The organism is Parapedobacter soli, from assembly GCF_025460835.1.
In the GTDB taxonomy this organism is placed as follows: domain Bacteria; phylum Bacteroidota; class Bacteroidia; order Sphingobacteriales; family Sphingobacteriaceae; genus Parapedobacter; species Parapedobacter soli.
On record NZ_JAMXAY010000028.1, the window covers coordinates 63315 to 69824 of the forward strand.

At 50.1% G+C, this 6510-nt stretch carries 6 protein-coding genes; 4 read left to right on the forward strand and 2 right to left on the reverse strand.

The window, feature by feature from the left end:
* The first annotated feature begins 82 nt into the window (after positions 1-82).
* A complete protein-coding gene (locus tag NGM62_RS13090) occupies positions 83-643 on the forward strand; it encodes an RNA polymerase sigma factor (protein ID WP_262248573.1) in 561 nt (186 codons plus the stop codon).
* Complete coding sequence (locus NGM62_RS13095) at positions 636-1283, forward strand: hypothetical protein (RefSeq protein WP_262248574.1); 648 nt, start codon at positions 636-638, stop codon at positions 1281-1283. The genes NGM62_RS13090 and NGM62_RS13095 overlap by 8 nt, the downstream gene beginning before the upstream one ends.
* Positions 1284-1312: 29 nt before the next feature.
* Here NGM62_RS13095 and NGM62_RS13100 read toward each other — a convergent pair whose 3' ends face one another.
* Both NGM62_RS13100 and pepT read right to left on the reverse strand, forming a co-directional pair.
* The gene (locus tag NGM62_RS13100) at positions 1313-1888 is read right to left on the reverse strand and encodes a nitroreductase family protein (RefSeq protein ID WP_262248575.1); all 576 of its coding nucleotides are present in this window, start codon (positions 1886-1888) and stop codon (positions 1313-1315) included.
* Between the two features lie 10 nt (positions 1889-1898).
* Entirely contained in the window at positions 1899-3158 is a 1260-nt protein-coding gene (gene pepT / locus NGM62_RS13105; protein ID WP_262248576.1) for a peptidase T, read from the reverse strand.
* A 270-nt stretch (positions 3159-3428) separates the two neighbouring features.
* Here pepT and NGM62_RS13110 point away from each other — a divergent pair, with 270 nt between their 5' ends.
* Positions 3429-3863, forward strand: coding sequence for a hypothetical protein (locus NGM62_RS13110; protein WP_262248577.1), 435 nt, complete (start codon positions 3429-3431; stop codon positions 3861-3863).
* A gap of 144 nt (positions 3864-4007) precedes the next feature.
* Positions 4008-6341 (forward strand): TonB-dependent receptor, encoded by a 2334-nt coding sequence (locus NGM62_RS13115; protein ID WP_262248578.1) that lies wholly within the window; start codon positions 4008-4010, stop codon positions 6339-6341.
* Positions 6342-6510: the final 169 nt, after the last annotated feature.

Here is a 6510-nt window from a genome sequence, read left to right on the forward strand (position 1 = left end):
AAACTTATCCCGGTTTTTTGTGTCTCCGGTTAGGCACCTGGAAAGTCCGCTATATTTCGTACGTTTGGGTAACGTATTATCGATGGGGGTACCACCAGAAGAACAGAAACTATTGGTTGGCTACCGGGAAACCGGTGACCTACGCGTGCTTGGCAGGCTGTATGAACCCTATATGCCCCTGGTCTACGGGTTATGTTATAAATATTACAAAGACGAAGCAAAGAGCGAGGATGCTGTGATGCAGATCTTCGAGTCGCTCATCACGAAGCTGCGCACCCATGAGGTGACCAACTTCAAAAGCTGGCTATACACCTTGGCACGTAACCATTGCCTCATGGACCTACGCAGAAGCAACCGTATCCAGACGGTCGATATCGACGAACATCTTATGGAAAGTGATGTTTTTATGCATCAACACCATAGTGGGGAAGGAATCCCGGAAGAGCAGCTGGTGTTGATGGAGTCTTGTTTGGAAACGTTGAATACGGAGCAGCAGACGTGTGTCCGATTGTTTTACTTAGAGCAGAAATGCTATAAGGAGGTTGCGGATATCACCGGCTACGACCTCAATAAGGTGAAAAGCCATATCCAGAATGGTAAACGCAATCTGAAAATCTGTATGGAAAAAAATAAGCATGAATAACAGCTACTACATTATTCGCATACAACGGTACCTCAATGGCGAACTCAGCCGTGACGAGATGTATGAGCTCGAGCGGGAGGCGCTTGATGACCCGTTGTTGCAAGATGCTATCGATGGTTACCGGTTGCAGCGAGATGTCAACCATCGCCAATTGAGCCTGCTGCAACGGCGGCTGGCCGACCGTATTGAAGGCCAAGCGAAAGAGCGCAATGCTTTTTTCTTCGGATGGCAGCGCTTGGGGGTGGCGGCCACGGCGTGTGTGCTGATGGTCTTGGTGCTGGTTTTGCTGTGGATGCGCAACCAACCGATGCAACGGACCTCAGAAAAGGAGGTGCAGGTGGAGCTTCCCGTTCCGGAGGGCTCTGCTGGTGTTCGGGCAGTTGCCGCTAGTGGCGCCGGGTTGGATGCTTATCCGGAAGGTGGATGGGAAGCGTTCAATACATATTTAGGGGATAAGCTGATCGGCACTTCACCGAAAGGCGAAGCTATACTGTCTTTCGATGTCGATGCGCGGGGTGTTCCTGCCAATATACAAGCAGACGGCCATATCGATGCGGCCTTGCTCTCCGAGCTGCAACAGCTGTTGGTAGACGGGCCCAAATGGGCGGGTACAAAGGGGAAAGTGGCGATTACCTTTTGAGTAGTTGAATGCCGGCTGTTATACCTGCGCTATTCCTCCCATCTAACTTTCTCCGCCAGCGGATCCCGCTTTGCGGGGCGCAACGGCTCCTCGTGGTAACCCATATAAAAGAAGCCGAGGCACGCCTCGTGCTCTGCCAGCCGCAGGAAATCCCCCATATATTTGATGGTTCCCGGACTGCTCCAATATCCGCCTATGCCCGCAGCGGAGGCCGCTAACCACAGGTTCTGTACGGCACAAGCAGTGGCGGCAATTTCTTCCCACTGGGGTACGACCCCACTGTACGACACTATAATGGCCACGACCGCTCCCGAACGCTGTATTTTTTCGCGTGTGCTTTCAAACTTTTTCTGAAGGAATTGCTCCGGTGGTGTATGGGTTTTGTAGAGCGACGATAGCTGATCGGCTAGCTTTGACAGTCCCCTTTCGCGGAATACGACAAACCGCCAGGGCTGGGTGAGTTTGTGGGTAGGCGCCGCGTTGGCGCAGTCAAGCAGCTCTGTTATCAACGCCTTGGGGATGGCCCGCTGGATATAACTCGGTGGAAACACCGCCCGGCGGTGGTGGATGACCTTTGTGATGGTTTCGAAATGCATTAACGACATATAAACGCAACTAACGACTAACAACTACTTCAACGATATGCAGAATAGTACGCACGGCTTTTTCCATATCCTGTACCGATACCCATTCCTCTTTGCCGTGGAATGCGTGGCCTCCGGCGAAGATGTTAGGACAAGGTAGGCCCATGAAAGAAAGACGGGATCCGTCTGTGCCGCCCCTGATGCTCCGGCGGATGGGCTCCATGCCCGCCCGGCGGATAGCCTCCAGGCCAATCTCCATAATCTGCGGGTGGCGGTCGAGCACCTGTTTCATGTTGCGGTACTGTTCCACCACTTCGAACCGGTAGCTGCTGCCGGGGTGTCGGGACACCACCGATTTGACAATCCCTTCCAGTTCCTGTTCGTGTCGGCGGAGGTTATCGTCATCGAAATCACGGACGATAAACTCGATGGTAGCCTGCTCCACTCCCCCTTTGGTGGATACCGGATGCACAAACCCTTCGCGGTTGCCGGTTGACTCCGGCGATAGCCGATCTTTGGGTAGGGAGTGGACGACGTCGGCAGCAATTTTCAAGGCATTTACCAGCTTGCCTTTTGCAAAGCCTGGGTGCACGCTGATGCCGTCGATGGTTACGGTTACCCCGTCGGCCGAAAAAGTTTCATCCTCAATAGATCCTGCGGTTTCGCCATCGACGGTATAGGCAAAATCAGCACCCAGTTTGGCTAAGTCGACCTTATCCACCCCGCGGCCAATCTCTTCGTCGGGTGTAAACAAGATTTTGACGGTGCCATGTTTGATTTCCGGATGGGACATCAGTATTTCGGCGGCGGCCATGATTTCGGCCACGCCGGCCTTGTCGTCAGCACCCAGCAGGGTGGTGCCGCTGGCCGTGATGATGTCATTTCCCAGTTGGTTTGCCAGGTCCGGATGGTCGGCGGGCTTGATGATTACGGTTGGGTCATCGGGCAACACGATATCTCCACCGCTGTACTTGCGGTGTACGATCGGTTCCACTCCCGTCCCTGAGCAATCGGGCGATGTATCCATGTGTGAACAAAAGCAGATTACCGGTGTAGGTTTTTCAGTGTTAGCTGGAATGGTGGCATACACATATCCGTGCTCATCAAGATGTGCATCGGTGATGCCGATGGCCAGCAGTTCGTCGACAAGTATCCTACCCAGATTTTTCTGTTTCTCGGTGGAGGGGCAGCTTGAGGATGCCGGATCGGATTGGGTGTCAATCTGCACATAGTGGATGAAGCGCTTTTCGGCGCTGGATTTGGGTAAACTGTTTATGATCGAATCGTTCATGGTAGTGCCAAAGATAAGGAATTATTGGCTACGTGGGGCCGTATACCACGTGGTAACGAAAGGGCTTCTCAAAGCCCCCCAAAGGAGAAAAACAAGTAAAAGCGGGCCATTTTTCGGGATGTCCCGAAAATCTTTTTGGCGCACTTTTTTTTGAGAATGTGTCTTGGTTATATCAAAAGCCCCGATTTTTGTGTTTTTTAAAAATGTCTGCACGCGTGCAAAAGCAAATTGCAACCGTGCAAAATGAAATTGCAACGGTGAAAAAGAGATTTGTGCGCTTGCAAAAGTGGATGGTATGGGTGCGAAAACGGTAGCATCCGGGGTAGCGTGGTGGAGATTACTGCGAAGAACAATGCCCGCCGCGAATTGTTGCGCGCCATGAAGCAGATGGCCTTTTATGTAAACATGACAGCCAATGGCGACGCACACCTGTTAGCGAGCTCGGGGTTCATCCTGGTGGGGCAATCCCAGGCCATGCGTATCCCCCATGTGCCCCTGTATGGGATGCTGGAAGATGGCGAGCGGAACGGCGACCCTGAACTTCCACTGCGAGCTCATCCCCAACACTTGGGAATACGAGTACCAGTGGGCGATGACCGGAGCGTGTCCAAGGTCTCTGTTTGCGCAGATCGGTACTGGCGCAACGGTCATTGTGGTTACGCTGTTGAGTGCTATTTTGAGGACATGGGTATATGGGTATTTTAGGGAGAGGATGCCACATTAGCGAATTTTGTTATTTTCCTCAGCACGTTGAAAACGGACTACGAGTCTGGTAACAGTCAAGGTTCAACAAAACCTTAACTATTTAGCCATTGTTGTTTAATATTAGGATGGCTATATTAGTCGATTATGCCCCTGGTTTTATCATCATTACTTTTCTTTCTGGTTTTGGGTCAATCCTTATACGCACAGGAAGGTACTGTACGAGGAACAGTCACGGACCAATACACTGGTGAACCTTTGCCAGGTTCCACCGTGACCTTGTATTGGCCTGAAAGTAAAACTCCACAGACCACAGTTGCCGACCAAAATGGGCAATATAGCTTCTCTGCGATTCCAATCGGCCGCATATCCCTTTACTTCCAGTATCTTGGATACGGCCCGTTAGCGATCAGTCAGGTTCTCATCCGCTCAGGAAAAGAAAACGTGATCGATGCGAAGCTAAACTTGAGCACGGTGCAATTGGAGGAAGCTGTTATCAGCGCGGCGCGCCCCCGGCACCAACCCCTCAATCAGATGGCCGTGGTCAGCGCTCGTATCTTTAGCAGTGAAGACGCCAACCGCTATGCCGGATCTTGGGGAGACCCTGCACGCATGGCATCCAATCTCGCAGGGGTAGGCTCCACAGAGGATACCAGAAACGATATAGTCATTCGAGGGAACGCACCCACCGGACTGCTCTGGCGATTGGATGGATTCGAGATTCCCAATCCTAATCATTTCGGTGTATTGGGTGGCACCGGTAGCGCAATCAGCTTGCTAAACAATAATCAACTTGCCAATTCCGACTTTTATACGGGTGCCTTTCCGGCAGAATTCGGCAATGCACTAGCAGGGGTATTTGATCTCCGGCTCCGAAACGGCAACACCAACAAGCACGAGTTTCTGGCCGGCGTGGGATTTAATGGGTTCGAGCTGGGGGCAGAAGGGCCGCTCGCTCGAAGCAGTGGTGCCAGCTATATGATCAATGCACGATATTCTGCATTGGACCTGGTGGATAAACTCAGCCCCGACGTGGGGACAGGGACTGCTGTACCCAAATACCAAGATTTGAACGCCAAAATCCATATTCCCCTGCCGTCTGGCTCCCTCAGTTTTCTTACCCTCATGGGGGATAGTGACATCCACTTTCAAACTGAATTTGACGAGGATGCTCAGTTGGGTGACATCGAGTTTGACACCCGAAGTGGAAGCAGGCAACTTTTTTCAGGGCTGAACTACACCCACAGATTCAGCACGGCCACCCGCTTGGAAAACCGCGTTTCCTACCAATATTTCCAAACACAAACCAAGCTCTTGGGTGAGACTTTTCCACAACCCGAGCAATCGGATTATTTCGAAGATCGCTCTTCCGAAGGTAGGCTGTCTTATATGGCTAATCTGTTTCATCGAGTAGATGCTCGAAACATGATCAGCGCAGGTATAGGTGCGGACTACTACTTATCTTCGGTCCGATCCACTTTTTATGGCGACGGTTACCCAAGAGTGACCCACGACTCCGAGCTGAATTCAGGATTGGGTAAGGGCTTTATCCAATGGTTACATCGTTTTTCGGATCAATGGCACATAACTCCGGGCCTATACACACAGGCATACACGCTCAGTAAGGACTGGGTTATTGACCCAAGGATTGGTATGAAATGGACCGTCAACAATCGACTCTCCCTAAACCTAGCCACAGGCCTGCACAGCCAGACCCAACAGCGATTGGCATATCTCTATGAAAATGATGAGGGGCAATTAGTAAATACCAAAATGAAAATGACCCGTAGTTGGCAGCAGGTTTTGGGAATGGATTTATTGCTGGGACGTGGAATCCGGCTAAAACCTGAGCTTTACTACCAATACCTTTTCCATGTTCCAGTGACGGCAGACGAGCCCAGCGAATCCATTTTAAATCTGGGAGATGGCTTTTTCAACGATTGGAGCTTTGATTTTGTCAATCGAGGTAAAGGCCACAATATGGGCTTGGACCTGACCTTAGAGAAATTCTTCGATCAAAGCTATTATTTTCTGCTGACCGGTTCCATCTATGATTCCCAATACCAGGCATATGATGGGAAATGGAGACAAACCCGCTTTTCAGGGAATTTTTCTGCCACTGCACTGGCTGGATATGAGTGGAATATGGGTAAAGGTGCACTATTGGCCTTGAACGCCAAGGTGAATTTTCGCGGAGGGAAGCGATTTGTTCCTGCATCTGTCTTCCAAACGGGACATGAAATCCAATTCGATTACTCCCGAGCCTATCAGGATCGGCTAAAAGACTACTTCCGGGCAGATTTGAACATAACCATGAAACAAAACTTCCGAAAATTCAGTAACGAATGGTTTGTAGAGATCAATAATTTGACGAACCGGAAAAACGTATTGGCCCAAACCTACAATATTTCCCGTTCAAGAATGGATTATACTTATCAAACCAAGCTTTCCTTTATGGGTGGAACCCGCTTTTATTTCTAAGTAAAATATAAAATCCAAACAAGGCAATAATCAAGGGAATATACTAATAGTTGATGGTTTTTTTCGGGTTTTGAGGAAGGTGGATTAAGTGGTTCAAATTAGTTTTGAATAATAATTTTTTGTCTATTTAGTCATCCCTTAAATTCTGTACAACACACTAACAGTCAGT